A 24,653-nucleotide genomic window follows, 5' to 3' on the forward strand; every position below is an offset into this window, starting at 1 on the left:
TACTGATATTATTACTTATCCTGTTACTTCATCCGTAACTTTTTTATAGACACGTACCGAATTCCCCATAACTTTTACCACTTTTGATTCCCAGCCTTCCTTCTTCATCCTACGACCAAATTCGGTGTTTCCAGCCGGTTTGTGCCCTTCTTCTTCACAGTAAGCCACATACATTGCGTATACGTCCCTAGTCCTCTTTCCATCGATCTCATCACTATATTGATACAAAAACGAAAGAGCACTATCAGATTGAATGAAGTATTCAATTGTTTGTTCTTCAATCGTGGCTGACTCAGAAAGCTTATTACCGTTTTTACGTATTCTTTTAATTCCTTCGAGTGCTAATTTTAGTATGTAAGACTTAGCTGTATCACTCGAAAGCTTTTCGTCTAAATTTTCATCGATCACTTTAACCTCTGCATCACAAGGAATGACTACTAAGCGCCTACCAATACCACCTGACTTATCTTTAAATTGTGGCATCTTGTTACAAGTAAAAATGAGTGTCGCCTTTGAACGTATGGTAATAGGAATTGAATAGATCGGACGCAACATAACCGGATCCCCAGAAGCTAGCGTTTTAAAGTTGGCCGACTTGTCCAGATATGAAGCATCAATATCATCAGCAATGTTCATTAATTTACCGGACATACCATATACAGCGGTGTCGTCATCGAATTTATCTAATGGTACGTTCGTTTCAAGGCCATTTGTGAAAGCCGTTAACATTTTTAATAATGTTGATTTACCATTGTTACCTTTTTCCGATTTGTAAAAGAATACCTTGTGCGGAAACCCTTTGGTCATTAAAATATGGCCAAACATTTCTTCAATCACATACCTTAAATCTTTTCGATTACATGTAAAAAAATCTAAGAATTGATCCACATTCTCGTCATAGGCGTCTTCATCGTATTGAACATCTAAAAAATACGGTGTGAATCCAGCATCGATTATTATGGGCTCCCCATCATCGATAATCACACCATTAGGCAGCTGGATAACAAAATCATTGTCCTCTACTACATTCGATTTGATTTTAAATAGTTCCATCAACTGCTTATGTTGGGCTGGCTTCAATTTTATATGCTTGTCTATTTCACGCAGTAGTTTATTGGAGTCGCTAATATAACGGTCCAGCTGCTTAAAATAAATTTGATTGTTGTAATAATGGAGGTCCAGACGTTTGGCCAAAACTTCACTCGTCATGACCATATCCTTTGGATTTAGCCATTGCTGTGAGCTAGGTGCCGGCTTTTTTTCTAATACGGATTTTATTGTATTATTAAGCTCATCATCCCCCATTGCTTCAGCAAACACTTTGGTATTAATGAAAGTTGCAAGTACCTGCAGCGTTTCATTGTCGATCATATCAGTGCCGTATTGCTCTAGTGTTGTGAGCAAATGGCTATATATTGCACTATTGCGCCCTTGCCCTTCTTTAATGCCTAGTAAATTATGTTTTAATTTAGAAGGATACAAGAGCAAAGGAAGCTCTGGTAACATACTCACATCTTCAAGATAATGAGCATTTTCCATTGGTCGAAGTTTGCCATTTTGCTTAATCGTAGCTTGTGAGCGAGTGCCTGTTTTATAATCGACCTTTAATCCAGCCACCGTTGTTTTATCCGTGTAGTTTTTAATGGGTGTGGTCATACCCTCTGCCTTTGGGCGCTTATACCAAAGGTGAAAGCCTCGACTTGTTTCAACACGCAAGGATGGGTAAACAGAATAGATATATTCAGCTGCATCTGAGCGTGTATCGAAATCCACGACCACTATATCTTTTGTTAAAATGACACCAGCATCTTTATAATTTTTGTGGTCCGTAGAAAATATGTCGAATGAGTGTTTAGGCTTCTTTTCTTCTAGCTCGATATAGCGCAATGGTTTTATAGTAGACTTCAAACCGTAGCACCTCCTTTCTTCCTTTCCTGATGTTGTGTTTAGCTATTTTCTTAAATAGAATGAAACACCACCCACACACTTTGATTCTAAATATCCAAGTTCAACTAGTTTATTAATTGCTTTTTCAGCATCTGCATAACTTCCTCTAAACTTCCGTTGTATTGTATTATGACTTATTCTATCCCCTGTATTTGGTGCAACGTGTTCCATAAATTCGATAACTTCGACTGGCTCCAATTCTATCCCTCCTGGTCTGAGTCAATCACTACCGTCCCATCCGAACCAACCTCATAAGAGATCCCCTCATGTTCATCTTCTAAATCATCAATACTCATTTGCTGTGGCTGAATTAATAAAGAAATATTTGTACCTGCAGCTGGATAAATGGCGTTTACTCGGTCTACATCTTCAGTTGCTACATTAAATTTGAGCACAGTCTTTTTATTGTCACGCTGCAAGTTCACAAATTCAGCTTGAATTGGCTCATATGGTCCCTCATCATCTGAAATTGTTAAAATGGTCATTTTACCTGTTAATCTTAATAACTCGGCAGCATGCTTCGTTTCATCCGATAGAATATGAAACATTAAAACTTCTTTCTTATCATCTTTTTGCATTTTCTTAAAAAGCACATTAATTTGAATGTCTTTTGTTTGTACTGTTTCTGTTGTCATTTGAAACACTCTCCTATACAAATAATTGTTTTTGAATCATTTTCACGTACCAATTCAAATCGATTTTTCGTTTCTCAAATTGATCAAGTGGACCATTCCACACAATAGCTTGCTCTGGACTATTAGAAACTTTTTGATATTTTTCATCTCGTACTTTATAAACACCACCACGTTTTGGATCGGTTGTTGCAAAAATACGATTTACCTTTTGAAGCTCTATCATTTGCATTTTGCCATCCTCAAACGCTTCACATGTCATACCCTCAAACTTCCCTTGCTTGGCCACTAACTGAAATGCTGTTAAATCCTTTTTGAACATATTAATGACTGTTTTTTGAATGGGTATATCATGCATGTAGTAATTGACCAGGGCTGTATCGATAATTGATAAACTATTACGCTCCCAGGTCCCACCTTCGAAGTTTTTCATAATTCCTTTTGCCACGATTTTCCCATCAGAATATCGGACACAATAATTATTGGCATCACGCTGAGCAATTTTATTAATCTCGTTTACTTTGAAATGTATTTCATAATGTTTACTGAATCGCTCAATGACTTCATCGATAAAAGGACGGAATGATTTGTCCTCATACTTAACAATTAAGCCATCTGTATTTGATTGAATAAGCTCTATAAATGGCTCCAATAACACAATTAGATGTGTAAGAATAAGTTGGCCATTTACTACGATGTTGTTAAATTGTTGCGGATCAAACAGTGCATTAAATTCTGACTTACAAGCACCTACTGCAGCATTGAGCAAAATTTTATAAATTTTCTCTTTTGATTCACCTGCAGCTTGGTACCTTAATCGATCCTGGTATATTTTTTCGTATCGTTCAGGCATCTTAGCTGCTCTACTGATAAATCCGTTGTTAATCTTTAAGGTTGGAAAATAAGATTTTGCATCAATGTGTAAGAAGTACCCTTCACCTAAATAATTTTCTTTTGCTGCATGTAATCCACCAAAACCATACGTGTGTGTTAATCCAGCAAGCTTATATTCAAATTGTCGTTTTTCTAAATCAGTAACGGATCCACCTTCTAAATAGGACAAGTGGATATTGTTATAAAAATCGACAACTGATTTTGGCAATTCATTAATTTTGAGTCGCTTGTCATAGCTAAGTTTCAATCGATCACGTTTGTGGTCCTTCATTTTAAAAGCCTTTAATACTGTAGAAGCTAGATTTGCACGTGTCTTTTTTACATCACTTGGATGTAATTTGAATGTCTCAATAATTTCAAACTTTGAAGCAAAATAATCTTCACGTTTTTGAAAGGCTGCACCAGTTGCTTTTACATCGTTTTCACAGTATTCAAGGATCGTTTTTATTTCATCAGGAGTTAATTTTTCTTGATCAAAATCTACTGGTGTTTCAATAATGTTCATGCCTAAATTGGCCATGGCCTCTTTTAAAGAAAGTGATTTATTTATTAATTCTTGCTTTACGTCTAAAGTAAGAAAACCGCAATTTACTTTTCGCTTAAATGAACCGCCTATAATTTGTTTACTTATTTCATACGGATCCTGGTCGGTTAAAATGGCCCATAAAATGATGTCATCATAATGATAATTATTGAAGCCAACAAGAATATCTTTTGAAGAAAGAGCGCTTTGTAGGCGCTCTTTATCATTGTGTATGCGTATGATTTTATTGTTGGCCAGATTTAAGATGACACACATCCAATCGTTAGGGAAAACCTCGAAATCATACACTTTGAACATATTAGAATGGCTCCGGTTGACTCAATGAGAAGTTAACGAATGTACCCTTATTAGATTTTGAGTGCTTAATGTCCATTTCACATTGAGTACCTAGTGCTTCTTTAAAGGCGTTTACTAAATCTGTTTCTGGAGAGCCAAATACAGATGGATCTAATTCAATGTTGAGTGCTGCAGCACATTTCATTGTTTGTTTTAATGCACGCTCCATCATTTTTTCAGTGAAAAAGATCATTCCAAAATGTTTACGGTTTTCAAAGCCTTCATTCAAGAGTTCAAGGTCCAGTTGTAACCACTCTGTACCTTTATCATTTACTCGCCAGTGTACCTCCGAAAGTACAACATCATAACCTCCTTCTGGTAAAGCCTCATAATCATCCACTGGTGATGTTTTAGGATCAAATCCCTCTGCTAATAATTTTTGAGCCATAGCTGCTAAGTTTGACATAATAATTTACCTCACTTTATTTTTATAGTTTTATTTTGTACGTGGAGCTCTCGGTGCACGTGGCGCACCTGGTTTAGCTGTACGTGGTGCTTTTATGGTTGTGTTTGGTGCATTGGCTGGCGGTGGGTTGTCATTAACATATTGTTCGATGTTTTGTTTTTCATAATCTTCTTTGGTACGCGGATCATAGATGTCTTTGTCCAAAAAATCTAATGACTCACCTTTTTCAACTTTAATAAATTCCCCTGAGCCTTCATGTTGAAAATACAATGTCTCAGTTGCTAAATTATCGTTTGGCTTTACTTCAACTGATACACTTGAACCATCTTCTAGCTCAACCGATACTTCCTCAGCGATTTGAGTTAGTGTTTTCTTTTCTTCAACTGGCTTTGATGATTGTGCAGGTTCACTAGCTGAACCTTTATCAAATGCACCGATTACAGAATCTAATATTTTTAAAATACGCTCATCCTCGATCCAATTACGTTGATAATTTTTACGGCGGTCCACAACACGGCGAAGATACTTTTTACCGATTTTTTGACACATGATGTTCAGATCACAGTTACCATTTACAACGTTTAGATCTTTATCTCCTAATGAGGGAATTGGCTTTTCTAAAGTACCCTCTAATTTTGTGGCATAACGACTAATGTAAATAACATTCATCGGCAGGGCTTTAAGACGGACCACAATTGAGGTAATGAATGTTTTGCGTAGACCCCAACCTTTGCCGTATGGTACATCCCCTACATAGTCAACACCATTTTCCTCACAAATTGCTTGCTCAATAAGTGTGACTAAATCATCTATTACATCGATAACGACCGTTTCAAAGCCGTGTCCACCTTTCTCCAGGTCTTTAATAAGCTCTAACATCTGCTCAACAACAGTGGTCTTTATTGCACCTGTCTTTGGATCACGCTCATTTTTTAAATCAACCGATGGTGTTTCAATTTGTGCAGCGTTCCCATCTGTATTGAAAATAACTGGATTAGGAAACTCACTCGATAAATATGATTTTCCATTCATAGTTGGTCCCCAGATGAAATAATTACGTGGTGTTTCAATTGTTTTCTTTGGTCTGTTTGGTGGTAGTGCCATTTTTATTTTGCCTCCTTAGTTTTTTTCATAGAGATTTTTGTATAGCCCTTTTTAGGCGTAACTGTTTCAAACCTTTTCGCAATCCGTGGATGTGATTCACGTAAAGCTTTCGAGTCTAATGAGACTGATTCAGTAGGAAGAACCAAAGTAATTGTGCATTGGTCCGTTTCAAATGATTTCACTTTGTGGTCCATCATTAATTGATACAACTTGTCCTTCATGGCTTTATATTGTGATTCAGTTTCTTTAAAAGACTGTATTTGTAATTCAAACTTTTCAACTTCACTGGCTACAATAGCTATCTCGTTTTTTTCCTCTAAGGTAATAGAATAAAAACCAGCTTCGGACATTTCAGGTTGTTGTTTTAAAGCTTCACAACGTTTCCAGAACAACTCAATAGCTTGTAAGATTTGATTTGCATATGCTTCATCAAAATGGATAACTTCAATTTTTAAAAGCTCTGGATCAAATTCAGCATCGAAATTGTCAGGACGTTCATATAATGCCAACCATCCTGCAGGTAAATCAAATACGTACATGTAGAGTTGCATTTGCGCTTTGTAAACTTCCATTGTCGGCTTTTTACCATGGGTTTTAATTTCAAGTAACAATAATTCCGTTTTGTCTGCACCATCACAGTTACCGCGTATACAAAGCTCTTTGTTTATTACTGTGTCTGGTTGAAAGTTTGTTTCGTTGATTACATTAATGTAGTCACGAATTTGTGGCTCCATTGTTTGGCCATAAACGGTATATTCATTTCCTTGAAATACAGTTGGCGCTAAGCCCATTTTCTCTTTTGCAAGCTCAAACTGTGTTTTATATTTGCTTAAACCTAAAATTATAGGAACATCTGAACCACCTACAAAAGCACGGCGATTTTCAGTAACATTTTTATCATCTGTTTGAAACATCTATTTTTCCCCCTCCATATACTTCACAAAGAGCTCGTCCGTGAAGTCTTTCTTTGTTTTCAAGGCACCATATATTAATTCCTCAATGGTATCTTTTGTAATGAAATGATAGACTGTTACTTTTTTGTCCTGGCCATTTCTATAAGCTCGGCCAAGTGACTGTTCATAATCTTGCAAGCTATAAGTAGGTGTATAGAAAACCACAAGGTTGGCGTATTGTAATTCAATACCTGCAGCACCAGCTTGGTACTGAACAAGCGTTACACTCCCCTTTAACTTTGGCCATGTATTACGTGCCGGCAATTCTGATCGTTGGCCACTCACCTCGAACACTTTTTTCTTTAATTTGCCCATTAATAAAAGTAATGCTTCTTTTTCAGCTTTAAAGTTATAGAAAATAATGATGTTTTCATTTGTACTCTCAGCAAGCATTTCAATATATTCGAGCTTGTTCTTTTGATTGGCATAGAATCGCAATCCCTGTGCAAGTTTTGGATAAGTGTCATAGACAACTTTTTCCCCATCAACCTCTAAAATTCGGTCTTTCTTTAACTTCAAATACTCAGTGGATCGCTTGAAAAATACATCTTCAACCACCATTGGTGGTAAATCCAAACAATCATCTTTCGATAGCTTCACACTAAAGGATTGATACATTTGCTTGAGTATATTTTCATGGTTCCAACCAACAACCTTATTTACGCGGCGTTGACCAAGATAAAGCGTGTCAAATATGCCAAATTCACGCTCAAATTGCGTTTTACTTTGTGCCAAATTAAACATGATGAAATAGTTTATTGTATCGCCCCACCCATTGCTCGACGGTGTGGCAGATAAGAGTAAAAAATACGTACTGGCTTTAACTAAGTTCTTTGCGGCCTTACCTCGTTGTGAAGTAGATGTTTTCACATAATGGCATTCATCGAATATGACAAACCAGCCTTTGTATTTCTTCCAATCAGCAAATAACTTGCCATAAGACAAAAGATCGTAACTAATTTCAATGCCGTAATAATTAGCAACCGTTTGAATATCCCTATCCCATCCACCTTCTTTTATCTTTTGTGGTGGTGCCACAATCAAAAGGGGCTCGCCATTGTTATGAAGTAAATAATGATGGATAGATAAAATTGTTTTTCCTGTGCCAGTATCAAGTGCATATAAATAATTGGCTTTTGCTTTCTGCAGCACATCTTTTTGATACTCATATAACATGGAATCGGTCGAGATTAATTCGGACATCTTCGACACTGTATGCGACAAACGCTACACCTCCTGCAGCTTGTATTTTTTCGATATGGTATTTTTGGAGCTCACTCACAACGCCACCTGGTCGCTTTACTTCAATGCCAACAAACTTTCCATTGATACAAGCCAAGATGTCAGGCACACCGGACTTTTGGAACATGTCACCGTGTACTTTCATCCACCAATGCCCCTGTGAGTCGAGCCATTTCTTTATTTGATTTTCAATTGCTTTTTCGAGTGGTTTTCTCGTCATACTAGGAAACAACCTCCAGATTTGATATACTGGCTTAGAACAGATTTATGTCTTTGCTCACTGATTGCCCTCAGTGAGTTTTTTATTTTCAGCAAGTAATTTTCCATCAAATGTCCAATACTGATGGATTTCCTCTCCTTTAGCACCGACTGTTACTGTAAGGACAACTTGTACAACCTCAACCTTACTCGGTGTATTAACCACCACAGGCACCTTCCTTTCGTATCCTGCAAATCTTTTATTATTAAATTGTTCATGAACTTTTTTAGCTTTTACACTTGTCTTTGTAAGATCTGGTTGTATCTTTATGGCACCACTTTGGCGCATTTTATTTATTTTTGCTGTAACTGAACTTACTGATCGATTAAGAAAATTTGCAAGTGCATCCACATTATTAGTAAAGCCATTTTCATCAAATTCAATGTAACTAATCAGATATTCCTCTTCATGAGCTTTCCAATATCGATGTTTATGAGAATCAATCGTTCCCTTTCCTCTTAAACGACTTAACAAGCTTTCGATAGCCCTTTTGCTTTTACCTAAAGAATCGGCTATTTCTTGTACTGTGCTACCATTCTTCAACATGAATTCAATGCGTTTTATGGCATGCTCTGAATATGGTTTATTATTAAAATCTATTGACTTTTCACGCTCAATTGGTGGTAATATGCCTTCTTTTCTAAGCCTTAGTACTTGATTATTTACTGCTCCTGTACTGCGCTTTAAATACTTTGCCATCTGTTTTACATTGACCACTGCGTTAGTTGAATCAAGCAATGCTTTTTCAGCTACATATTTGATTTCCCTGGGCGTCCAATGTTTATGGCCCACTTAGATCACCCCTTCGCCATAACGATAGTTCCTCGCTGCCATTCGGCAACAAATTCATGAAACTTCCAACCTTTATTGAGCAAATCATGTTTTACAAAATAATCTCCCAAGACCTCTAAAAGACAATCATTCATTTTTTCCACCTACCGAATTAATTTAATTGCACGATCAATAACGTCAATAACATTTGGATTTTTTGTACCAGCAGCCATTTTTTCTAAAGATGAAATTACATCTTCTTTTTCACCGTTTGGTAAATATTTTTTTAAGATGATTTTGTCACCATCGATGTAGATTTCTACTGGATCCTTTTCCTCGATTCCTAAAGTACGTCTCAGTTCCTTTGGAATAACCACGCGACCTAAATCGTCAATTTTACGAACAATCCCTGTTGATTTCATTAACAATTCACTCCTTTAATTTTTGCGTTTAATAAGATACATGTTGTTTCTATTGCCTGTGCAACCAATTCTTCTGTTGGTGTTGCAGTACCATCAAGAATCTTATTTCTATATACATTAAAGTACTCAAGTACCTTTTCATCAGGTGTTTTCTCAGCTGTATAACCGTTGTACAAAGCTTGACAAAGAACATCTAAATCTAGTCCTTTTAGAGCTTTATTTTCATCCATGTGCCACCCATTTGGACACCTTACATGTGCATCGATAATCGCTTCATTGCTGAAATTTCTAGTAACATAATCTAATGCATCAGCTACTTCTTGACTAACCTTCACCTTGGCCATTAATGACACCCTCCTTTCAACTAGTTAATTGCATGAACAGCTCACGATCATTATTAGCTAAAGCCATATCGATCAAATGCTGGCGGTTCATTTCTTCAACTTCATTTACTAATTCAAGGGTTGCTGGCTTTAAGACAATGCCATCTTCTTTAATCAAATGCCCTTCATTTACAGCCATTTCAAGAGCTTTAGCTACAGCTGCTCTGAATAAGTCCTCAAACAACTAAATCACCTCCTACCATTTAATATTTAGTCCCAAGCCTGATAAATGTTTGCTAGCTGTATAGCCATTCTCTTGTAATGCCTGTTGGAAAATGGCAACAATTTGCTTATTGGTATTGTGGTAATACGTATACTCACAAAGACCTTTCTCAGCTTGATTTTCAATGCCTTTAATAAGGTTTTTGAAATCATCACTTTGCAATGCGTCAGCCTTTAATTTGTCAAAGTTGCTGACAGTTACTTTTTTCATCTCAGCTGCAGGTTGTAACTTCATCCTCTTTCACCTCCCTTAATTGCTTGATAAACTTTCTGAGCATAAGCCAGTTGTTGCTTAATGTATGGATCTGTTTCTTTACCACCACTTGCTAGCCAGTCACCTATACGCTGTTTAACATCAGATAGAACAGATATAGGTAACTCACAAGCAATTTGGTGTAACTCATACAGTGGCGTAATACCACTTGTTAATGCTTGGCCAACTAAATTAGCTGGAACAGGTTTAATGTTCATTTGGTTTCGCCACCTACGGTATTAGTGACTAACCAATGTTCAATTGTAGGCCTGTGAAATAAAATCCTTCCTCTCACTTTTGTATGAGGAATTTCTTTTTGACGTGCCATTGTGTAAATGGTTGTCTTACTGACACCTAACTCATTAGCAACTTCATCTACTGACATAGTGAGTTTTCCCATGTAAACCCTCCTTTCATAAACAAACCACTTGTTGCTCACTTTCATCCTCTGTTTCAATCTCGTCCTCTTTTTCAAAAAGATACTCGAGACTACAATTTGGAAAGAAATGCTTTTTAATCATTAATGCCTCGTCATAATAAAAACGATATTTTCCATTGACTTTGTCATTCACAGTTGCGTAACGAACATTTAAAAACTCTGAAATATCAACCATTGTGATACCTTCCCTAGCCATTTCTGCTCGTAAATTTTTATACATTTTTGCATCACCTCACTTACTTAGAACGCAATTGCGTCCTTCGTTATTTACGAATATAAACGTAATTGCGTTCATTGTCAACTGATTTCCGAAGAAAAAGAACGCAAAATCGTCTTTATTCTATTTACATACGAAATTGCGTATAGTATTATATACAAAAGAACGAAATTTCGTATAAACTGTTAATAAAAGGAGTTTTTATAATTGGAAAAGGCGAAAATTATTGAACGCTTAATCGAGGAAGCTGGATATAGTAAAAAAGCATTTGCTGAAATGATTGGTATACCACCCACAACATTAAGATCTATGTTAGCTAGAGGGATAGGAAATGCGTCAGTGGATAACGTGCTTAAAGTATGTAAAGGTCTAGGTATTACTACAGACGAGTTAGAACAAATGGCAAATGGAGAAATAAGTGTTGAAAAGCCATTTGTTCCTGAACTAACTGAAAAAGATGAAAAATCTATACAAGAAGAATTACAAAAAATGCTTGAAGGATTATCTAAAAACGGACATGCCGCATTTGATGGTAGAACGCTTGATGAATTAAGCGAGGAAGAATTAGAAGATAGAGAGTTATTAATTTCTAGTTTAGAAAACTCATTAAGACTAGCTAAACGAGTAGCTAAACAGAAATTCACCCCTAAAAAGTTTCGTAAATAGGAGTGTTGCGTGTGTGTTCTATTAAGTCAACAGTCAATCAATTAGTAAAAAAATATGGCACTAATGATCCTTTTAAAATTGCTAAATTCATGGGAATAATAGTTGTATTTGAACCTTTGGGCAATGCATTAGGCTATTACAATAAACATTTTAGAGTTCCTATTATTCATATAAACCAAGATGCTGATAGAAAATCTCAATTCTTTATTGCAGCACATGAATTAGGCCATGCGGTTCAACATTCAGACACCAGCACTTCTTTTTTGAAAAAGCACACTCTTTTTTCTACAGATAAGCTTGAAATAGAAGCTAATACATTTGCCGTTGAATTATTACTACCTGACGAATTATTTATAGAGAATAATAGTTGTTTTACCATCTATGATGCTATTAAAGAACAAGGTATTCCCGAAGAATTAGTGTCTTTAAAAAGTATAGATGGTAAAAAAATTTCCCTGAAATAGAACGTATATTCCTTAAAGGTGGTGATTATTAGGTTAATTAAGAATCATATCTATATCGAAAGGAGAAACATAAATGGCAAATATCGAAAAGCGTGGAGAAAATTCTTATCGTTTCACTGTCTATTTACCGAAAGATGCTCAAGGAAAATATCCAAAAAGGCGTAAATCTATATCCATTGAAGAAAAGATGTCACCAAAGCAACTGAAAGAATATTTGGATCGTGAATACTTAAAATTTAAAGATGAAGTTTTATCAGGTAACTATGTACGAACTGAAAGAATACTTTTTAAAGATTTTGCAAGGCAATGGGAAAAAGATTTTGCATCCACTCTCGCCCTAACGACATTTGGGAATCACCAACGAAAATTGGAATTGCACATAATCCCTGTCATTGGACACATGCGTATGGATCAAATAAATCAATTTCATCTTATGACGGTCATACGTGATATGAAACGTTATGATGGCAAAGACGATCCAGTTACTTATCACAGTAAACAAGATGTATATAGAACACTTAAAAGTATTTTCAAATACGCTGTTAAATGGGGTGTACTATCAACTAATCCTATGGATGGAGTTGAAAAGCCTCGTCCTAGTGATACTGATGATGTAGATAAAGAAATGCAAATATATGAAGAAGAAGAAATTGAATCGTTAATGTATATGTTACAAAGTGAATCCGAACTATGGAGAATGATGTTTACTCTTGCATTAGCTGCTGGACTTCGCAAAGGAGAATTATTGGGGTTAGAATGGAAAGATGTTGATTTTGATAATCGGCAAATATACATTCACCAATCAATCGTTTTGACTAAACAAGGCCCACATATTAAATCTACTAAAACAAAAAAATCGAAAAGATATGTAACGCTACCTGAGTCAGTTATGGAAGAATTGAAAGCATATCGTATCCATTGGGCTAAGGAGAAATTAAAAAAAGGTACTAAATGGATTGAACAGGAAAGAGAATGGTTATTTCATTCGTTTGATGGAACACACCTTTATCCAACTAGCCCTTCAAAACATTGGCACAAGTTTATTAATGAACGGAAATTTAAATATATTCGCCTTCATGATCTACGCCATACATCAGCTAGTCTTTTAATCGCACAAGGTGTTCATGCCAAACTAATTAGCGAACGTCTAGGACATTCTGACATATCAGTAACAATGAATACTTACGGTCATGCTTTCAAGTCTGCTGATCGCGCAGCAGCTGATAAGCTGGATGGTTTCTTTAGAGTAAAAAAGCAATCTTAACCCCTGGGGTTAAAATGGGGTTAAACTAAAGTTAGACTGGGGTTAAGATTGTGAAATTTGTTTATAAATAATTGTAATTAATGATTAAACTTGATAAAAATAATTGAAAAACCTTATAAATCCTTATAAAACCTTTGAATAACACTATTTATTGTAATTATTTATAAATAAAGCGCAACCGACAACTCATTTGAGGAGTGGTGGTTTAAAACTTTCTATAATAACTACGGCATACGCGGCTTTTTAGTTTGATCTTACAGCCACATGGCTTTGAAGCGACTCACCCTACTTAATTGGAGGGTGAGTTTTTTATTATCAAAATGGGCATTGTTGCAAAACTGTTGCAAAAATTAATAATAATTAACGATAATACTTAACACATATTAGTAATTACCTACACACAATATGCCCCACCTTACATGGGACAACCACAGTCTTTTTATCAATAGGTTTACTAACAATTGTGGATGCCTTTTTGAATTTCATTTCCTCATATTGGTCCTCTAAATCAAAAATCGATAATTGCCCTTGTTGCTCCATATATTCAAAATGCGTCATTTTCTATTTCCCCTTTCACCATTCAAGTCAGTTTTCTAAGTTTGGTCTACTGCATATTTCCGAACGATTAGCACGCTCATTCAGCCAATTATAGAAAGGTACTGGACGTTCTCTATTAGCTGTTTCTTCAATAGATGATGATTTCCTAAGCTTCACACTTGAACGCTCCACAGCCTTGTTATACGCTCCTGCAAATACGGCTCTCAATGTGCTTGTAACTGTCAGAACACCTTCTTTAATATCCATGACAATTTTAAATAGCACGTTCTTAACTTTTATAAAGTCAGGTGCATTTTGAACCTGAGTAGCTAATACTACTTTGTGCAATTCGTCTTTCAAGTTATCAGCTAATGGCAAACTATTCATGAAATCGAATAGCATCACCTGGTACTCGTTCATGTATTCCTTATGAGCTTCTTTTTCAGCGTGTGCATTATTATATATATTTTGTAAAGTGCTTGTTTTAAAAGATAAATGATTAAAATATTTAGATGATTGGTTTTCAGATAGTTGCGCTTCAACCTTACTCTCACAGGGTTTTTCAGCATTTCCACGTTGGGGCATTGTAAGGCAAAATAATGTAGATGCTTGCTCCTTGTCCACCTTTGCTTTTTACAGTCGTTTCTTTTTAACAATCCCTAAAGATTCCAGTTTTGATATAGCTCGATAAACTGTCTTTGTGCTGATCTCCATTGCTGCAGCAATTGTGGCAGCTTTCAAATGACAAGCTCCTGGATTCTCTAAAGCATGACTAGCGAGTTTGAAAACGATGACACGTTCTGACTCAGTTAAATCGTAATAATGAGCAGCCTTATGATTCTCTACAGCTGAATCCATATCTGCTATTGAATCAAATGTTTTGTAAGTTGCTAAGTATTCAAATGCCCTCGTTTTCACCTCGCTTTCCAATTCCGAACTTTCTAGGATCCATTGAATGAATATTGTTCGTTTTTACTTAAATGCTTTACGTAAATTATCACGTATCTCTTTTACTTCTAAATCTGTAAGCAAACTATGATACCTAATAGTCCACTTCAATCGATTTTGATACTTATGAGTATCGGTAATTGCACTATTGTTCAATTTAACAAATTAGAAAATGGCATGACAAAAGATCAAGTATTTGAAATCCTTGGTGGTGAAGGTGCCGTTATTTCTGAATCTGGAGATGTAGTTATGTACAGCTATAATGGTAAGTCTTTAGGTGCAAATGCTTCTCTTATGTTCCAAGGCAGTAAATTAATGAACAAGACTCAAATGGTATTGGAATATATGTAAATTTAAAAACAAAAAAGGGAGTACCCCTAACATTTAATAGACGTTAATTCGTTTATTTGTTAGGGCGTGCTCTCTTTTTTTGTTTTTTAAAGGAGGTGGATTATAATGTTAACTGGTATTTGGTTTAGTGTTTTATTCATATTTTGGTTTGGGCAATTTTTATCTTTAGTAATATATTGTGTTAATACTTTCATAAGAGGTAACATCAAAATAAACTGTATTAGCATTGGATACGTAATAAGTACATCATTTATTTTCACTTACATCTAAAAAAGACCAGGTACTCAATTGAGCGCCTGGTCTTTTTCGTAAGATAAATTTCAATTAATTTTAATTAATAACTAAAGCTAGCAGCATAACTTCTTATATCGACATTTGATTGATTAGGTGTAATACTTACTCCAATAGGAAGTACTGAGATACCTATTGTACCTGTAAATTTCTTATGACCATATTCGAACTTAACTGTTGCTTTACCTGAAGATGAAGACTTAATATAGAATGTTTGAGCAATAGTGCCTTCATGTGTTTGGAATTTATTTAAAGTTCCACTAAGATCAAACGAACCTGCTACTCCTAAAGATGGGTCCCACGTTGATGGTGTAGTACTACTTGACATTAACGTAGTTCCTCCTGTTGAAGTATTGTATAAAGAATATGTTGAGTTAAAACCTTGAAGTTTTCCTGATTGAGCTGGTATATAAACACCAAGACTTGATGGGAAACCAATAGCTATTTTATCTGTCAAAGCAAAAATCGGTTTATTTAACCATCTGAAGTTTGCGTGTGCATAAAATGCATTGTAACCCGAAACAGTACTATTATTCAGCTTTAACACATTACCTTTAAAACTCATATCTGCACTCGGAATATCACCAAAAGTTGTAACTTCTGATGGATCGCTTGTTACTTCATCAAAACTATAAATCTCTTCAAAACTTGTTAATATTTCAGCTTCACTATCAACTAAGAACTTTAGTTCTTCATATGGCATATTCTCAACTTCTACCTTACTAAAATTCAAGCCATATAAATAATCCTTTTCAGCATCCGTTAAAGATGATTCACCTTCTGCAGCTTCAACTTGATGATTGAATCCCAAAGTTAGTGCAAAAATGACACCTAAAAACATTAAAATACTATTTTTCTTCATTTCCATGCCTCCCTATTTTTTACAATTTTAATTATATACATATTTTATCATTTTTGGATAAATATTTTAAATTTGAATAAAAAGTACTAGTTTTTTCAGAAGTATATTAGTTTATTATAATAATACATAGATAGGGAGGTTTAGATAATGGAGGCATTCTTTTCTTTCAGCTGCTTTTTTCTTATGCCAGTATATGGGTTTTTATTTTGTTTCTATTTTATAAAATTAATAAAGAAATTAATAAAGGGACAGAATGATACAAATGTCGAAGCAAGTGTTATGACAATAATGTTTATTTTAATTATATGGAGTATCAGCTATACCGTAGCTATAGGAAATTAATTAATAGTTTTTTTATGAGGGCACTTGATGTAGTTTTTATTTTTCAGTGCCCCTCTTTTCTCTTATTTACTATTCCGCTGTAATTTTTATTCCTTCAAAATCGCCACCTGTCAACGTACCAGTATCAAATTTGTCTAGGTGTGACTTATCAATAAGCTTTTTATCTACTGCTTTTTTGAGGTAATCCCGGACTGCAGTTTTAGTTGTCTCATTTGTGAATTTCATTGTGTCATAATCCTTTTCAGTTGGTTAATCGGATTCTTTTGGTTTCATTGATTCTTCAATTCTTTTCAAGAAACTACCCCAACGATCTTCCGCTAGTATACGGTGAGGGCAATATTTGCCATTCCAGTCCTGGTGTTTCTTCACTCGTTCAATGCTCTAATCGTATTGCTTTAAAAGCTTTGCAATGTATTGAACAGCGTTTTCCTCCGCAACTCCATAACGTACACCACCACTTTTGCTGTAACAAATTTCGATGCTAATAGAAAGACGGTTGCCTTTCTTTAAAGCGTTAGGATCACTACTGCCTCCGCCATCTCCACAATGCCAAGTGTTACGGTTGAAAGGAATTGCTTGAATAACCTCTTTATCATCTAGAGCAACGTGATATGATACATAATTGTTATTTCCAATCATGTACGAAATTTTATTAGTAGCTGGTCCATCATTGGCTGTACTATGTACTGTAATAAATTGTGGTGCCATGATGAAAGGTGCCTTTAGTGAATACTTGTTTGAAGGTAAAAGAGTTTGTTTGAAATAAGTAACTCATTTAACCTCATCCTCTCCTGTTTTATCCTTCACGATTGCCAAAATGTTTTTGATAAAGTCAGGCATTGGCTGCCTCATCCCCTGCGTACTCAATGCTAGGAATCACAACGGGCAATAAGTAAATTGACCCGACCAGCATTAAATAATAAATCTTTCGTATGATTCCGTTAAAGCCTGTATGACTGTTTAAGTTTTGATTAACGACCCGAGCGAAGCGACTCATCGGGCTTCCCCTGGAAAGGACGCTGGCGGAACGGAAATCAACCTCTCGCCTTGCCAAAGGGTCTTTTTCTATTATTAACATCATCTTTTTTTATTTGTGGAGTTAAAGTTCTTTGCTTTTTTAATATACTTTCCACTTTACAAATTTCATTATAGAAAACGCCATAACCTTTTACATAATATGGAACGTTTCTTCTTTATATAATACGACTAGTTCCCCTCCTAATTTAAAAAGTCTGTACAACCTTTCCATAGCCTGTATAATTCCCTCCCATTTTGCGCATATATGGAGTAACAAGGGAGGTTAGGATATTGAAAAAAATAATTTATTTACTTGTATTCACTTCACTACTTTTAGCAGCCTGTGGAAAAAGTACGGAGCCAAAGGAAGTAGCTGTCGATCAAAACACGACCGTTGAAGATATAGTAGGTGCGATTGTGAAAAATGAATTCTCTGTAGAGGAATCTAAAGATGGTGTTGTCACAATTTCCATTCAGGACACAGATGTGACAGAGGGATCAAAAAGTCAAATGTTGAAGGATTCCACTAAAATTTTTGCTGAATTATCCAAGCTAGAAAGTGTGAAGACACCTGCTATTACTTGGTATGCTCCACTCACTGAGCCTGATGGTGATAAAACAATGACAGAGGTCTTGAATATTTATTTTAGTGAAGAGGATTATCATAAAATAGACTGGGCAAATTATCTACAGGTGGATATAGAATCTAGCGCTACGAACTTTCACGAAGATGAGGCTTTAGAGGATTAACCATTAAGATACCCCACAACCTATTGTGAGGTATCTTTTTTAAGTTGTTGTTTTTACATACTGCTTTATAGCCTCTACTAAAAGAGGTTGTTTTATCTTGTCATGTGTTGCTTGCCAAATTCCCTTCCCATCCTGCAATATTAATAGCTGTGGTGATTCATGCTTCACCTGAAGATCACCTGCAATAGCATTAGAAACCACTCTATCCATTTGGACAATCACAAGATACTTCGGCAATTTTGTTATGAGTGCTTTATATTCCTTTATAGCTGCAATACTGCTCATACATGTCATGCTAATTTTTAATACAAGACATGGCATGTGCTTTGATTGCTCTAACACCTCGCTCCAATTATCCAATGTCTTTATTCGTTGCATAGCATAACCTCCTTTATAAATCATTATATACCACAACAGGTATTTATCATCATAAAAAAACACGAGACTATATGTATAGCTCGTGCTTTGGATTCTTTAGTTAGATGCCTGCTGTATTCATTAATACAAGACGCCAGCCATCTGGGTCTTCAATAGTTATCCCTTGCTCTGCCCAATAAGGATTTTCAGGCTCCACTTCGGGATATCCCATAAGTTCGAGACGTTCGGTAATACGACGAATGGTTTCATTATTTGGAATATAAAGTACTAAAAGGTTGTCCTTAGTTGGTGCAGGACAAGGACTTCCATCAACATGCGCTGTAAATTCTAGGTGATAGCCTACATTCGGGAGACCAATCATAATCCCATCATAGCCACGGTGTCCCGTAAAAGAGCCAATTTTCTTTAAGCCGACTCCTTCACAGTAAAAACGCTCTATTTCTTGTAATTGATCTGTTGGTCTTGCTACTCTAACCTGTGCAACTGCTAATTCATTTGTCCATTGTTGTTCCATCGTTATGCCTCCCTTTTTAAACTATTGTAGAATGAGACAATAATGCTGGAAACAGTCCTAGGTCTGAAGTTATTATGCTAAAGCAACGCTAAACGAAGCAGCAGTCTTCTCTTTTACTTCCTCTAAAGTAACACCTTCTGCTAACTCTATTAGTTGCATGCCATCTTTAGTAAAATCAAAAACAGCTAAGTCTGTAATTAAGCGATGTACTACTCCTTTACCTGTTAAGGGGAGCTCACATTGCTTTTTAATTTTAGATTCACCGTTTTTATTTACATGCTCCATTACGACGATCACTCTTTTAGCTCCTACAACAAGGTCCATAGCGCCACCCATTCCCTTTACCATTTTCCCTGGAATCATCCAGTTTGCAAGGTCTCCTGTTTCAGATACCTCCATGCCACCTAAAATGGCAAGGTCAATATGACCGCCTCGAATCATTGCAAATGATTCTGCACTGTCAAAGAAGGATGCTCCTGGAACTGCAGTGACCGTTTCCTTCCCCGCATTAATTAAATCAGGGTCAACGGCTTCCTCTACTGGATAAGGTCCAATACCGAGAAGGCCATTTTCAGATTGTAACAGCACGTCATAATCGGCTGGAATCACATTGGCAACAAGTGTTGGGATGCCTATACCTAGATTAACATTCATCCCATTTGCTATTTCCTTTACTGCTCTGTTAACCATTTTTTGTCTTGTATCCATTACGCTTCCCCCTTTTTCACCGTTAAACGCTCGATACGCTTCTCATAATTTTCACCTACCAATACACGTTGTACAAAAACACCTGGTGTGTGAATGTGATCTGGATCTAGCTCGCCCACTTCCACAATTTCTTCAACCTCAGCAATCGTAATTTTCCCTGCCATAGCAGCCAATGGATTAAAATTACGTGATGTTTTTCTGTAGACTAAATTTCCTTGCTTATCTGCTTTCCATGCTTTGACAAGGGCAAAATCAGCCACAATGCCTTCTTCCAGAATAAATTCCTTCCCATCAAAAACCTTTACTTCTTTTCCTTCCGCAATTGGCGTTCCAACACCTGTCGCAGTATAAAATCCTGGAATTCCTGCGCCACCTGCACGTAGTCGCTCCGCAAGTGTTCCCTGAGGCGATAATTCCACTTCTAGCTCGCCACTTAAAAATTGTTGTTCAAAAATTTTATTTTCTCCTACATAGGAAGCCACCATTTTTTTTATCTGCTTATTCGCTAAGAGTAGACCTAAACCCCAATCATCTACACCGCAGTTATTACTGACAACCGTTAAATCCTTTGTGCCCTGCTGTACTAACGCTGCAATCGATTTTTCTGGTATACCACAGAGCCCAAAGCCTCCTACAGCTAATGTGTCTCCATCTCTAATATCCGCAACAGCTTCCTCAAACGAACTCCATACTTTCCCATTCCCCATCTCGAAACCCCCTATAATTGCTCGCTTATTAAGAAAAATTCTACATCATTGCTATTTTACAAGTAAAGGAATTAATTTGAATACTATTTATTCCTTATTGGAATAAATCCATTTTCAGTATTTCTCCCAATCGTTTTGAGTAACTGCTTTAACGCATAAGATTGATACGTGTTTTTCTTCGTAATAATCCCTAAACGCCATGGCATATGAAATTGATGTAATGGGATCGTTCTCACATTGGCATTTGTTTGCTTCGCGGCAATTGAGAAGGGTAATAGTGTAACGCCCAGATTGGAGGATACTAATTCCAAAATCAAATCCCATTGTGAACTTTTATAGCCGACTATCGGTGTAAAGCCTACGCTTTTACATGATTTAATAATATAGTCATGGAGCGTGAACTCCTCTGCAAAGATAATAAACGTTTCGTTTTTTAAATCCTTCAAAGCTATAGAATCCTCTTTTGCCAATGGATGGGATTCATTCATAAATACAAAAAATTGATCCTCTACAAATGGCTGAACGGAAAATTTCCTTTCATCTGCTGGTAATACAACAATGCCCATATCAACATCGCCATTTTCAACTAGCATTTCTACCATTTTAGCGCCTCGTTCGACAAGCTCTAAATGCACCTCTGGGTATAGTTGATGAAATTTCCTGGCGATGTCAGGAAAAAATAATGTGCCAATTAGAGGTGGAATCCCTAATTTGATAGCGCCTGTTTTAATATTCAATAAATCATCCAATAAAATATGCAACTCTTGAACACCGTGCAATATTTTTTGTCCCTGTTGAAAGACAATACTCCCTGCGTCTGTTAGCTCTACTTTGCGAGTAGACCTGTTCAACAATTCAACTTGTAATGTTTCTTCTAATTTCTTGATACTTTTGCTTAGTGATGGCTGAGATACAAAGGACACATTTGCAGCCTTTGTAAAACTTCCCTGTTCAACCACAGCCATAAATGCTTTTAAATCCCGTAATTCCATAAACATCTTCCTCATTTATTCATATTTATTATGAAATGATATGTAGAATTCCTTTTAGTAATAAATTCTCCTTCAATTCGTTTAATCCTTTACTGGATAAAGAACCCAAAGAAGAAGGGTTCCGATTAAAAGACATCTTTAAACAAGTCGATATTCCAGAAGCAACGTATCACTATCACATGAAGAACTTTTTTGGCTTACTCAAACAAGAAATGTAATAGGGAGAAGAATTAATTTCCTATGAAGCGTTAAAGAAGAAAATAGAGGAATATATCGATTACTATAATAACGATCGAATTAAGCAAAAATAGGCAGACATGAGCCTGGTAAAATACCGAACTTATGCCAGCCGATTAGCTACATAACTAAAACTCTATTTTTAAGGAGTCACTACCCATTTAATGGGCTTTTTCTAATGCCAGTTTAATACCGAATCCAATTAATACAGCACCCGTTACGCCTTCAATTATTGCCTTCGTCGATGGTTTTTTCATAAAGGCGCTAATTCGATCTAATAGATACACATAGAAGACAAACCATAACATTGTTAATGCTGTATAAATAAGACCCATTATTAAAAATGGAAAAAATGTCCCGCTCGTACCGTCTACAAATTGAGGTAGAAACGTTAGGAAAAATACAGCGACCTTTGGATTTGTCACATTTGTAAGAAACCCTTGTTTAAAGCAGGACTGCTGCGAATATTTGTGATCCATATTTGCATCGTCCTGCACTACAGGTGATTGTGTGCGAATTGTCCGTAGTGTCCATAATGTTTTGATACCTAAATAACATAAATAAACTGCACCAATGTACTTTAAAGCAGCAAATACATAGGCAGATTTCACAATAATAGCAGAAAGACCAATTACAGCAGCACATGTGTGAATTAATAAACCACAACAAGATCCTAAGATTGTCTGTAATCCTCCCTTTCTACTTACAGTCAAGGTATTCTTAGTTGCAATCGCTGTATCAGGACCAGGTAAAATAATGAGCAAAATGCACATAATTAAGAACACGGATATGTTAACCATAGTACATCTCCTTTCTATGTCAGAAAATTATAAATAATTTTAACATAAGCGATGACCTACTGAAAGATAGAAAATAATATCATCTTTTTCCATTGACATATAACCATAAGGTGTTATATATTCATAACACCTTATGGTTATATGTCACTCAACTCTGCAAACGCTTTTGGTTTGAGCAGGCTCGTACCATCAGTGTCATTTCATCAAACAATAAAGGAGTAACTATACATGACTGAAAAATTACAGGATATTGTCAAAACGATTACTTTGAATGCCCCTATTGAAAAAGTGTGGGAGACAGTCGCAACCGCTGAAAAAATTGCTTCATGGTTTATGCCAAATGATTTTCAACCAATCGAAGGACATGAATTCACTATTCAATCACCGTTTGGTCCTTCACCCTGTAAAGTAGAACGTGTCGAAGCACCATATTATTTACGTTTTGCCTGGGATCAAGATGGATGGTTCGTCACTTTTGAGCTAAAAGAGGTTGGCGATCAAACAGAATTTACGTTAACGCATGGTGGCTGGAAGGAAGCTTCTCATATTATTCCTAAAGCGAATACTGCTGCTGAAGCTATTCGGACAAAAATGGATGACGGCTGGACAATACTTATTCAGCATAAATTAAAAGAGATTGCCGAATCCTAATGACTCAATCAGCCGTAAAATATGATGTTTTTCAAGCCATTGCTGATCCCACAAGAAGGAATATTTTACAGATACTTGCCGCAAGTGATAGACCTATTTCCAATATTTCTGAGCACTTTGCTATTAGTCGAACTGCTGTCGTAAAGCATTTAAAAATATTAGAGCAGGCTGAGCTCATTTCTGCTGAAAAAAAGGGTCGAGAAAAAATCTATACTTTGCATAGTGAGCGTTTGCAGGAAATTGAAGATTGGCTTCAGTACTTCCATTTATTTTGGGACAATAAATTGGTGCAGCTTCAAAGAATGGTTGAAGAGGATTAAAGCAAAAAAGGAGCTGTCTTTATACTGGACAGCTCCACATTTAAAAGAGATAAAATACCCCCCCATTAATGATTTCAATTTTAATTTTAGATTCGTATTGCTCCTCTAATGCTTTGCGTTCAATTTCATAGCATTCAGGTTTATCCTCCACATCCTCATAAAAATAATCTAAGACTCGTTGATCTCGTTGCCAACGTTTCTGTGCTTCAATTGCCCATGAATGATCATCTTGTTCAATGATGGCTTCAACTGCTGCATGTAGTCGTTCCAGTGCTCGAAGTGGCTTAATAATATATTGCACATGAAATACATTATCTGCGGGCTCCATGTCGAATTCTGAGGTACAAATCGTTTCATGAAAATCTTCCTTTACCACACCTGTCAATAAATTGATACCAAATGAATAAAGCATTTCTTTTGTACGATCACAGCAATAAGAAACTTTAAAGTTAACACCTAACCAAGGTGTTAGGATGACCTGACCCATTGCACTATCCACCTTTTCAAACAGTTGAACATAGGCTCCTAATTCTTTTGTTGCTACAAATAGCTGATTTAAACGTGGTGAGCCGTAATGAATGGCCTCTCCAAATAAGTTACCAGCTATTGACGTTTGATTTGTTATGAAGGTTACTTGAGCTGGGTTTGGCTCACTATTAGTCGCTTCAATATACTGCCAATAAAATGGCCTATTCATAATCCTTTTATCAATATCCACCGTTAGTTGAACTGTTAAATAATGATCCTCTTCACCTAAAATAGCGCAGTTATTCTCGTTAAAAAATTCTTTTAAATAGTGATGGACTTGTTGCGGATACATGGTTGCCCCT

39 protein-coding genes are annotated in these 24,653 nt (G+C 36.1%); 7 read left to right on the plus strand and 32 right to left on the minus strand.

The genetic code is table 11. The features are described 5' to 3' along the window. Nucleotides 1-15: 15 nt before the first annotated feature. The 18 genes from MHI34_RS05415 to MHI34_RS05500 are packed head-to-tail and all read right to left on the minus strand — an operon-like array spanning nucleotide 16 to nucleotide 11,027. Nucleotides 16-1,908: a phage/plasmid primase, P4 family gene (locus tag MHI34_RS05415; protein ID WP_342504216.1), complete on the minus strand. Its 1,893-nt coding sequence runs from the start codon at nucleotides 1,906-1,908 to the stop codon at nucleotides 16-18. Nucleotides 1,909-1,950: 42 nt separating this feature from the next. Continuing rightward, nucleotides 1,951-2,145 (minus strand): hypothetical protein, encoded by a 195-nt coding sequence (locus tag MHI34_RS05420; RefSeq protein ID WP_342504217.1) that lies wholly within the window; start codon nucleotides 2,143-2,145, stop codon nucleotides 1,951-1,953. 2 nt (nucleotides 2,146-2,147) lie between these two features. After that, the gene (locus MHI34_RS05425; RefSeq protein ID WP_342504218.1) at nucleotides 2,148-2,582 is read right to left on the minus strand and encodes a hypothetical protein; all 435 of its coding nucleotides are present in this window, start codon (nucleotides 2,580-2,582) and stop codon (nucleotides 2,148-2,150) included. Between the two features lie 13 nt (nucleotides 2,583-2,595). After that, entirely contained in the window at nucleotides 2,596-4,314 is a 1,719-nt protein-coding gene (locus MHI34_RS05430) for a DNA polymerase B (protein ID WP_342504219.1), read from the minus strand. Nucleotide 4,315: 1 nt separating this feature from the next. Next, the gene (locus MHI34_RS05435; RefSeq protein WP_342504220.1) at nucleotides 4,316-4,759 is read right to left on the minus strand and encodes a DUF669 domain-containing protein; all 444 of its coding nucleotides are present in this window, start codon (nucleotides 4,757-4,759) and stop codon (nucleotides 4,316-4,318) included. A 30-nt stretch (nucleotides 4,760-4,789) separates the two neighbouring features. Beyond that, nucleotides 4,790-5,863 carry an AAA family ATPase gene (locus tag MHI34_RS05440; protein ID WP_342504221.1) on the minus strand — a complete coding sequence of 358 codons (1,074 nt, stop codon included), beginning with the start codon at nucleotides 5,861-5,863 and terminating at the stop codon, nucleotides 4,790-4,792. A gap of 2 nt (nucleotides 5,864-5,865) precedes the next feature. Further along, nucleotides 5,866-6,777 carry a YqaJ viral recombinase family protein gene (locus tag MHI34_RS05445; protein ID WP_342504222.1) on the minus strand — a complete coding sequence of 304 codons (912 nt, stop codon included), beginning with the start codon at nucleotides 6,775-6,777 and terminating at the stop codon, nucleotides 5,866-5,868. Next, nucleotides 6,778-8,040 carry a DEAD/DEAH box helicase gene (locus tag MHI34_RS05450; RefSeq protein WP_342504223.1) on the minus strand — a complete coding sequence of 421 codons (1,263 nt, stop codon included), beginning with the start codon at nucleotides 8,038-8,040 and terminating at the stop codon, nucleotides 6,778-6,780. Then, nucleotides 7,982-8,278, minus strand: coding sequence for a VRR-NUC domain-containing protein (locus MHI34_RS05455; protein WP_342504224.1), 297 nt, complete (start codon nucleotides 8,276-8,278; stop codon nucleotides 7,982-7,984). The genes MHI34_RS05450 and MHI34_RS05455 overlap by 59 nt, the downstream gene beginning before the upstream one ends. Before the next feature lie 57 nt (nucleotides 8,279-8,335). Further along, nucleotides 8,336-9,109, minus strand: coding sequence for an ArsR family transcriptional regulator (locus MHI34_RS05460; RefSeq protein ID WP_342504225.1), 774 nt, complete (start codon nucleotides 9,107-9,109; stop codon nucleotides 8,336-8,338). 5 nt (nucleotides 9,110-9,114) lie between these two features. Continuing rightward, nucleotides 9,115-9,243: a hypothetical protein gene (locus MHI34_RS05465; protein ID WP_342504226.1), complete on the minus strand. Its 129-nt coding sequence runs from the start codon at nucleotides 9,241-9,243 to the stop codon at nucleotides 9,115-9,117. 9 nt (nucleotides 9,244-9,252) lie between these two features. Beyond that, complete coding sequence (locus tag MHI34_RS05470; RefSeq protein ID WP_342504227.1) at nucleotides 9,253-9,510, minus strand: AbrB/MazE/SpoVT family DNA-binding domain-containing protein; 258 nt, start codon at nucleotides 9,508-9,510, stop codon at nucleotides 9,253-9,255. Further along, nucleotides 9,510-9,854, minus strand: a complete 345-nt coding sequence (locus MHI34_RS05475) for a hypothetical protein (protein WP_342504228.1) — start codon at nucleotides 9,852-9,854, stop codon at nucleotides 9,510-9,512. The genes MHI34_RS05470 and MHI34_RS05475 overlap by 1 nt, the downstream gene beginning before the upstream one ends. Before the next feature lie 16 nt (nucleotides 9,855-9,870). Continuing rightward, the gene (locus MHI34_RS05480) at nucleotides 9,871-10,077 is read right to left on the minus strand and encodes an IDEAL domain-containing protein (RefSeq protein WP_342504229.1); all 207 of its coding nucleotides are present in this window, start codon (nucleotides 10,075-10,077) and stop codon (nucleotides 9,871-9,873) included. Between the two features lie 12 nt (nucleotides 10,078-10,089). Continuing rightward, a complete protein-coding gene (locus tag MHI34_RS05485; RefSeq protein ID WP_342504230.1) occupies nucleotides 10,090-10,350 on the minus strand; it encodes a hypothetical protein in 261 nt (86 codons plus the stop codon). Next, entirely contained in the window at nucleotides 10,347-10,586 is a 240-nt protein-coding gene (locus tag MHI34_RS05490; protein ID WP_342504231.1) for a DUF6877 family protein, read from the minus strand. The genes MHI34_RS05485 and MHI34_RS05490 overlap by 4 nt, the downstream gene beginning before the upstream one ends. Continuing rightward, a complete protein-coding gene (locus MHI34_RS05495; RefSeq protein ID WP_342504232.1) occupies nucleotides 10,583-10,768 on the minus strand; it encodes a helix-turn-helix domain-containing protein in 186 nt (61 codons plus the stop codon). Before MHI34_RS05495 ends, MHI34_RS05490 begins: the two co-directional genes overlap by 4 nt. A 13-nt stretch (nucleotides 10,769-10,781) precedes the next feature. Continuing rightward, the gene (locus MHI34_RS05500; RefSeq protein ID WP_342504233.1) at nucleotides 10,782-11,027 is read right to left on the minus strand and encodes a helix-turn-helix transcriptional regulator; all 246 of its coding nucleotides are present in this window, start codon (nucleotides 11,025-11,027) and stop codon (nucleotides 10,782-10,784) included. A 204-nt stretch (nucleotides 11,028-11,231) separates the two neighbouring features. On the opposite strand from MHI34_RS05500, the gene MHI34_RS05505 reads away from it, so the two are divergent. The 3 genes from MHI34_RS05505 to MHI34_RS05515 all read left to right on the plus strand — a co-directional run bounded on the left by MHI34_RS05505 (nucleotide 11,232) and on the right by MHI34_RS05515 (nucleotide 13,418). Then, nucleotides 11,232-11,690, plus strand: a complete 459-nt coding sequence (locus MHI34_RS05505; protein ID WP_342504234.1) for a helix-turn-helix transcriptional regulator — start codon at nucleotides 11,232-11,234, stop codon at nucleotides 11,688-11,690. Nucleotides 11,691-11,701: 11 nt separating this feature from the next. After that, nucleotides 11,702-12,154, plus strand: a complete 453-nt coding sequence (locus tag MHI34_RS05510) for an ImmA/IrrE family metallo-endopeptidase (protein WP_342504235.1) — start codon at nucleotides 11,702-11,704, stop codon at nucleotides 12,152-12,154. Nucleotides 12,155-12,227: 73 nt separating this feature from the next. Then, a complete protein-coding gene (locus MHI34_RS05515; protein WP_342504236.1) occupies nucleotides 12,228-13,418 on the plus strand; it encodes a site-specific integrase in 1,191 nt (396 codons plus the stop codon). A 390-nt stretch (nucleotides 13,419-13,808) separates the two neighbouring features. Here MHI34_RS05515 and MHI34_RS05520 read toward each other — a convergent pair whose 3' ends face one another. Genes MHI34_RS05520 through MHI34_RS05530 form a run of 3 tightly spaced genes read right to left on the minus strand, consistent with a single transcriptional unit; the run spans nucleotide 13,809 to nucleotide 14,885 of the window. Then, a complete protein-coding gene (locus MHI34_RS05520) occupies nucleotides 13,809-13,976 on the minus strand; it encodes a hypothetical protein (RefSeq protein WP_155273174.1) in 168 nt (55 codons plus the stop codon). 27 nt (nucleotides 13,977-14,003) lie between these two features. After that, on the minus strand, nucleotides 14,004-14,579 hold the full coding sequence (locus MHI34_RS05525; RefSeq protein WP_230593748.1) for a helix-turn-helix domain-containing protein: 576 nt from the start codon (nucleotides 14,577-14,579) through the stop codon (nucleotides 14,004-14,006). 9 nt (nucleotides 14,580-14,588) lie between these two features. Then, nucleotides 14,589-14,885 (minus strand): helix-turn-helix domain-containing protein, encoded by a 297-nt coding sequence (locus tag MHI34_RS05530; protein WP_230593749.1) that lies wholly within the window; start codon nucleotides 14,883-14,885, stop codon nucleotides 14,589-14,591. A 195-nt stretch (nucleotides 14,886-15,080) separates the two neighbouring features. Here MHI34_RS05530 and MHI34_RS05535 point away from each other — a divergent pair, with 195 nt between their 5' ends. Further along, complete coding sequence (locus MHI34_RS05535; RefSeq protein WP_244504844.1) at nucleotides 15,081-15,254, plus strand: hypothetical protein; 174 nt, start codon at nucleotides 15,081-15,083, stop codon at nucleotides 15,252-15,254. Between the two features lie 334 nt (nucleotides 15,255-15,588). Here MHI34_RS05535 and MHI34_RS05540 read toward each other — a convergent pair whose 3' ends face one another. The 4 genes from MHI34_RS05540 to MHI34_RS05555 all read right to left on the minus strand — a co-directional run bounded on the left by MHI34_RS05540 (nucleotide 15,589) and on the right by MHI34_RS05555 (nucleotide 17,746). After that, nucleotides 15,589-16,407: a hypothetical protein gene (locus MHI34_RS05540; RefSeq protein ID WP_036117894.1), complete on the minus strand. Its 819-nt coding sequence runs from the start codon at nucleotides 16,405-16,407 to the stop codon at nucleotides 15,589-15,591. A gap of 411 nt (nucleotides 16,408-16,818) precedes the next feature. Next, nucleotides 16,819-16,974 (minus strand): hypothetical protein, encoded by a 156-nt coding sequence (locus tag MHI34_RS05545; RefSeq protein WP_170829845.1) that lies wholly within the window; start codon nucleotides 16,972-16,974, stop codon nucleotides 16,819-16,821. A 156-nt stretch (nucleotides 16,975-17,130) separates the two neighbouring features. Then, entirely contained in the window at nucleotides 17,131-17,457 is a 327-nt protein-coding gene (locus tag MHI34_RS05550; RefSeq protein ID WP_051891571.1) for an N-acetylmuramoyl-L-alanine amidase, read from the minus strand. A gap of 124 nt (nucleotides 17,458-17,581) precedes the next feature. Then, nucleotides 17,582-17,746 (minus strand): phage holin family protein, encoded by a 165-nt coding sequence (locus tag MHI34_RS05555; RefSeq protein WP_155273175.1) that lies wholly within the window; start codon nucleotides 17,744-17,746, stop codon nucleotides 17,582-17,584. A 311-nt stretch (nucleotides 17,747-18,057) separates the two neighbouring features. Between MHI34_RS05555 and MHI34_RS05560 the strand changes: the two genes are divergently transcribed. Beyond that, complete coding sequence (locus MHI34_RS05560; protein ID WP_101966963.1) at nucleotides 18,058-18,516, plus strand: hypothetical protein; 459 nt, start codon at nucleotides 18,058-18,060, stop codon at nucleotides 18,514-18,516. Nucleotides 18,517-18,555: 39 nt separating this feature from the next. On the opposite strand, the gene ytxJ is transcribed toward MHI34_RS05560, so the two are convergent. The 6 genes from ytxJ to MHI34_RS05590 all read right to left on the minus strand — a co-directional run bounded on the left by ytxJ (nucleotide 18,556) and on the right by MHI34_RS05590 (nucleotide 22,852). Further along, nucleotides 18,556-18,894: a bacillithiol system redox-active protein YtxJ gene (ytxJ, locus tag MHI34_RS05565; RefSeq protein WP_036117923.1), complete on the minus strand. Its 339-nt coding sequence runs from the start codon at nucleotides 18,892-18,894 to the stop codon at nucleotides 18,556-18,558. A gap of 100 nt (nucleotides 18,895-18,994) precedes the next feature. Continuing rightward, nucleotides 18,995-19,408, minus strand: coding sequence for a VOC family protein (locus MHI34_RS05570; protein ID WP_342504237.1), 414 nt, complete (start codon nucleotides 19,406-19,408; stop codon nucleotides 18,995-18,997). Nucleotides 19,409-19,480: 72 nt separating this feature from the next. Further along, the gene (locus tag MHI34_RS05575; protein ID WP_036117929.1) at nucleotides 19,481-20,116 is read right to left on the minus strand and encodes a 3-oxoacid CoA-transferase subunit B; all 636 of its coding nucleotides are present in this window, start codon (nucleotides 20,114-20,116) and stop codon (nucleotides 19,481-19,483) included. After that, nucleotides 20,116-20,823, minus strand: a complete 708-nt coding sequence (locus tag MHI34_RS05580; protein WP_058843972.1) for a CoA transferase subunit A — start codon at nucleotides 20,821-20,823, stop codon at nucleotides 20,116-20,118. The genes MHI34_RS05575 and MHI34_RS05580 overlap by 1 nt, the downstream gene beginning before the upstream one ends. Nucleotides 20,824-20,906: 83 nt before the next feature. Continuing rightward, nucleotides 20,907-21,815 (minus strand): LysR family transcriptional regulator, encoded by a 909-nt coding sequence (locus tag MHI34_RS05585; RefSeq protein WP_101966965.1) that lies wholly within the window; start codon nucleotides 21,813-21,815, stop codon nucleotides 20,907-20,909. A gap of 398 nt (nucleotides 21,816-22,213) precedes the next feature. After that, a complete protein-coding gene (locus tag MHI34_RS05590; RefSeq protein ID WP_340812448.1) occupies nucleotides 22,214-22,852 on the minus strand; it encodes a LysE family translocator in 639 nt (212 codons plus the stop codon). A 228-nt stretch (nucleotides 22,853-23,080) separates the two neighbouring features. Here MHI34_RS05590 and MHI34_RS05595 point away from each other — a divergent pair, with 228 nt between their 5' ends. Both MHI34_RS05595 and MHI34_RS05600 read left to right on the plus strand, forming a co-directional pair. Continuing rightward, complete coding sequence (locus MHI34_RS05595) at nucleotides 23,081-23,503, plus strand: SRPBCC domain-containing protein (protein ID WP_036117940.1); 423 nt, start codon at nucleotides 23,081-23,083, stop codon at nucleotides 23,501-23,503. Next, complete coding sequence (locus MHI34_RS05600; RefSeq protein WP_271912159.1) at nucleotides 23,503-23,823, plus strand: metalloregulator ArsR/SmtB family transcription factor; 321 nt, start codon at nucleotides 23,503-23,505, stop codon at nucleotides 23,821-23,823. The genes MHI34_RS05595 and MHI34_RS05600 overlap by 1 nt, the downstream gene beginning before the upstream one ends. A 40-nt stretch (nucleotides 23,824-23,863) precedes the next feature. Here the strand turns inward: MHI34_RS05600 and MHI34_RS05605 are convergent, their stop codons facing one another. Next, a complete protein-coding gene (locus MHI34_RS05605; protein WP_141905196.1) occupies nucleotides 23,864-24,643 on the minus strand; it encodes a YqhG family protein in 780 nt (259 codons plus the stop codon). Between the last annotated feature and the right edge of the window lie 10 nt (nucleotides 24,644-24,653).

The organism is Lysinibacillus sp. FSL L8-0126 (assembly GCF_038630385.1).
Classification (GTDB): domain Bacteria; phylum Bacillota; class Bacilli; order Bacillales_A; family Planococcaceae; genus Lysinibacillus; species Lysinibacillus fusiformis_D.

Coding starts and splice junctions, on each gene's coding strand:
- ytxJ (WP_036117923.1), bottom strand. CDS start 18,894: ATGCAACGAATAAAGACATTGGATAATTGGAGCGAGGTGTTAGAGCAA.
- MHI34_RS05515 (WP_342504236.1), top strand. CDS start 12,228: ATGGCAAATATCGAAAAGCGTGGAGAAAATTCTTATCGTTTCACTGTC.
- MHI34_RS05605 (WP_141905196.1), bottom strand. CDS start 24,643: ATGTATCCGCAACAAGTCCATCACTATTTAAAAGAATTTTTTAACGAG.
- MHI34_RS05535 (WP_244504844.1), top strand. CDS start 15,081: ATGACAAAAGATCAAGTATTTGAAATCCTTGGTGGTGAAGGTGCCGTT.
- MHI34_RS05490 (WP_342504231.1), bottom strand. CDS start 10,586: ATGAACATTAAACCTGTTCCAGCTAATTTAGTTGGCCAAGCATTAACA.
- MHI34_RS05585 (WP_101966965.1), bottom strand. CDS start 21,815: ATGGAATTACGGGATTTAAAAGCATTTATGGCTGTGGTTGAACAGGGA.
- MHI34_RS05445 (WP_342504222.1), bottom strand. CDS start 6,777: ATGTTTCAAACAGATGATAAAAATGTTACTGAAAATCGCCGTGCTTTT.
- MHI34_RS05440 (WP_342504221.1), bottom strand. CDS start 5,863: ATGGCACTACCACCAAACAGACCAAAGAAAACAATTGAAACACCACGT.
- MHI34_RS05575 (WP_036117929.1), bottom strand. CDS start 20,116: ATGGATACAAGACAAAAAATGGTTAACAGAGCAGTAAAGGAAATAGCA.
- MHI34_RS05555 (WP_155273175.1), bottom strand. CDS start 17,746: ATGAGTCGCTTCGCTCGGGTCGTTAATCAAAACTTAAACAGTCATACA.
- MHI34_RS05465 (WP_342504226.1), bottom strand. CDS start 9,243: ATGAATGATTGTCTTTTAGAGGTCTTGGGAGATTATTTTGTAAAACAT.
- MHI34_RS05595 (WP_036117940.1), top strand. CDS start 23,081: ATGACTGAAAAATTACAGGATATTGTCAAAACGATTACTTTGAATGCC.
- MHI34_RS05590 (WP_340812448.1), bottom strand. CDS start 22,852: ATGGTTAACATATCCGTGTTCTTAATTATGTGCATTTTGCTCATTATT.
- MHI34_RS05470 (WP_342504227.1), bottom strand. CDS start 9,510: ATGAAATCAACAGGGATTGTTCGTAAAATTGACGATTTAGGTCGCGTG.
- MHI34_RS05580 (WP_058843972.1), bottom strand. CDS start 20,823: ATGGGGAATGGGAAAGTATGGAGTTCGTTTGAGGAAGCTGTTGCGGAT.
- MHI34_RS05570 (WP_342504237.1), bottom strand. CDS start 19,408: ATGGAACAACAATGGACAAATGAATTAGCAGTTGCACAGGTTAGAGTA.
- MHI34_RS05550 (WP_051891571.1), bottom strand. CDS start 17,457: ATGGCACCACAATTTATTACAGTACATAGTACAGCCAATGATGGACCA.
- MHI34_RS05495 (WP_342504232.1), bottom strand. CDS start 10,768: ATGGGAAAACTCACTATGTCAGTAGATGAAGTTGCTAATGAGTTAGGT.
- MHI34_RS05545 (WP_170829845.1), bottom strand. CDS start 16,974: ATGAAATTCACAAATGAGACAACTAAAACTGCAGTCCGGGATTACCTC.
- MHI34_RS05520 (WP_155273174.1), bottom strand. CDS start 13,976: ATGACGCATTTTGAATATATGGAGCAACAAGGGCAATTATCGATTTTT.
- MHI34_RS05540 (WP_036117894.1), bottom strand. CDS start 16,407: ATGAAGAAAAATAGTATTTTAATGTTTTTAGGTGTCATTTTTGCACTA.
- MHI34_RS05475 (WP_342504228.1), bottom strand. CDS start 9,854: ATGGCCAAGGTGAAGGTTAGTCAAGAAGTAGCTGATGCATTAGATTAT.
- MHI34_RS05500 (WP_342504233.1), bottom strand. CDS start 11,027: ATGTATAAAAATTTACGAGCAGAAATGGCTAGGGAAGGTATCACAATG.
- MHI34_RS05430 (WP_342504219.1), bottom strand. CDS start 4,314: ATGTTCAAAGTGTATGATTTCGAGGTTTTCCCTAACGATTGGATGTGT.
- MHI34_RS05435 (WP_342504220.1), bottom strand. CDS start 4,759: ATGTCAAACTTAGCAGCTATGGCTCAAAAATTATTAGCAGAGGGATTT.
- MHI34_RS05455 (WP_342504224.1), bottom strand. CDS start 8,278: ATGACGAGAAAACCACTCGAAAAAGCAATTGAAAATCAAATAAAGAAA.
- MHI34_RS05600 (WP_271912159.1), top strand. CDS start 23,503: ATGACTCAATCAGCCGTAAAATATGATGTTTTTCAAGCCATTGCTGAT.
- MHI34_RS05485 (WP_342504230.1), bottom strand. CDS start 10,350: ATGAAGTTACAACCTGCAGCTGAGATGAAAAAAGTAACTGTCAGCAAC.
- MHI34_RS05425 (WP_342504218.1), bottom strand. CDS start 2,582: ATGACAACAGAAACAGTACAAACAAAAGACATTCAAATTAATGTGCTT.